Below are 2,014 nucleotides of genomic sequence, written 5' to 3'. Positions count from 1 at the left end.
CCACGAGTCCTTGGCGTTCTTCACACCGTTGGCCGTGACCTTGGCGTCGCCGTACAGGATGCGCAGGAACTTCGGCATCGCGACGACCTTGCCGACGGGCGAGCCGCGGAACTCGAGCTGGGCGACCTCGGGACGCTGGATCTCGCCGTCGTTGCCCTCGAGCTCGAGCTTGTTGTTCTCTTCCTTGTTGGCCTGGTTCTTCTTGTTCTCGGTGCCCTCGGCCTGCGCGTCGTCGTTGTTCTCGGCGCCGTCGTCGAGCTTGGCCTGCTTCTCGTTCGCGGCCTTGACCTTGCAGGCAGCGAGCGGGTTGAGGTCCGGCGCCTGCTTGCCCTGGCGGCTGAACGCCAGCATCATCCGGTCGAGGATGGCGGCGCGCTTCTCGCGCGTCGGGCCGACGATGACGTTGTCGACGTCCTGGGCCTTGGTCTGCTCGAGCTTCTTCTCGGCCTCGTCGGTCACCTTCTCGATGTTCGCGAGTTCCTTGTCGATCTCGGCCTGGGCCTTGTCCGGCACGTCCTCGGGAAGCTTCGAGGCGACGTCGGGGCACTCGAGACGGGCCGCGGCCTTGTCGGCCTTGTCCTTGTCCTGCTGCGCCTTGTCGTCCTTCTTCGGTGGCTGCTTGGCCGGCTCTTCCTCGTCCTCGGTGTCGATGCGGACGACGGGCCAGAAGTAGGCGGACTTGTCACCGTTCTTGCACGTCGTCCCGGCCTTCTGCAGCGACTTGTTGTTCGAGTCGGCGTTGGTCGAAAGGTTGCCGACGTAGTCGTGCAGGTGCTGGGCACCGTTGCGGACACCGGGCTGCGCGATGAAGTTGTCCGGGTTGAAGTGCCCGTTCTCGTTGCGGCCGCAGTCGACGATGAAGGTACCGGTGGTGGCGCCCTGCTGTGCTTTTACTTTCTTGACGTTCGGCTTCACCTTGGTGATGTCGACGAACGAGTTCTTGTCCGCCCCGTCGGCGAGCGCGGCGCCATCAGATGAGCTGATCGCCACCACCGCGGCACCGCCAGCGACCAGCGCCATCGCCGCTGCGGCGGCGGTCAGCCAGATCGTGGATTTCCTACGGTGAAAAGCCATTTGCCACCTCGTGTAGTCCGATAAAACGGCATGGTGAAGCTGACGGCGGTTAGCCGTGTGTTCGGGTTGAGCTCGGTGTGCGGTTAGAACGAACGCGATTTACTTCGTCGGCTCGTCGATTTCTTCTTGGACCGGGAAATCACTCGCATTCCGACCAGCGCGAGCGCGAGCACCGCGATCGCGCCGAAGAAGACGCCGTTGTTCTCCCCGAACACGCCTTGCTCGGCGGTGCGGGTGAACTTGGTGCCCTCCGGCACGGTCGGGATCACGCCGTCGGTCGGATTGGCAGACGCGTTGTCCCCGGTCGGTTCCGGTGCCCCGGAGGACGCCGTCGGGGGTGCGAGCGGCTGCGGTGACTCCAGACCGGCGAAGTCGACCTTGCCGGTGTCCTCGACCACCTTGATGTGGTCGAAGACGGTGATCATCGCTTGCGTGGAGAGAATGCGGATGAGCTCGTTCTTGGTGCCCGCCCGGATCTGCGCGGCATAGGCGTAGACCTTGCCGTGCGCCGCGCGGAGCCGGTTGGCGAAGACGGCGTCGAACTCGTCGCCGTTCGCCGCGTCCATCTCGGCGAGCCAGCCCTTCTGCTCGTCGGTGGGCTCCGTGGGCAGCGTGACGCCGAGCAGGACGCCCGCCCGGTTCACCACGTTGTCCAGCAGCGTGTGCCCCTCGATGAGGTGCTTGCTGGCTTCCTGGATCTTGGGCTGGTCGGCCCGCTTGGCCTTGCCCTTCTCGCCTGCGGGCTTCTCCCACAGCCCGGCCTGCTTGACCCGGTTCATGAAGTCCCGGTCGGCAGGTCCGAGCGGACCCCACTGCGTCTGCACGACCTCGTCGCCCGTCCCGCCACTTCCGGGCGGCGGGGTCGAGATCATCGAGGGAGCGGCGTCGCAGTGGCGGAAGTCGTTCCTGCGCATGCCTTATCAGCGCGACGCGATGGCCC

At 65.7% G+C, this 2,014-nt stretch carries 2 protein-coding genes; both read right to left on the bottom strand.

Annotated elements, in window-relative coordinates; all coding sequences use genetic code 11:
• Positions 1 to 1,074, bottom strand: a 1,074-nt coding sequence (locus ABZX92_RS45745) for a hypothetical protein (protein ID WP_355572423.1), incomplete at its 3' end; no start/stop codon positions are given.
• 83 nt (positions 1,075 to 1,157) lie between these two features.
• Positions 1,158 to 1,988 (bottom strand): DUF4142 domain-containing protein, encoded by an 831-nt coding sequence (locus tag ABZX92_RS45740; protein WP_355572421.1) that lies wholly within the window; start codon positions 1,986 to 1,988, stop codon positions 1,158 to 1,160.
• Between the last annotated feature and the right edge of the window lie 26 nt (positions 1,989 to 2,014).

The sequence above is a fragment of the Lentzea sp. NPDC006480 genome (assembly GCF_040611995.1).
Classification (GTDB): Bacteria; Actinomycetota; Actinomycetes; order Mycobacteriales; family Pseudonocardiaceae; genus Lentzea.
The sequence above is the reverse complement of the archived record's forward strand: the minus strand, read 5'-3'. Positions and strand labels throughout refer to the sequence as shown.

Excerpts from the sequence above, each read along its gene's own strand:
- ABZX92_RS45740 (WP_355572421.1), bottom strand. The coding sequence starts at position 1,988 with ATGCGCAGGAACGACTTCCGCCACTGCGACGCCGCTCCCTCGATGATC.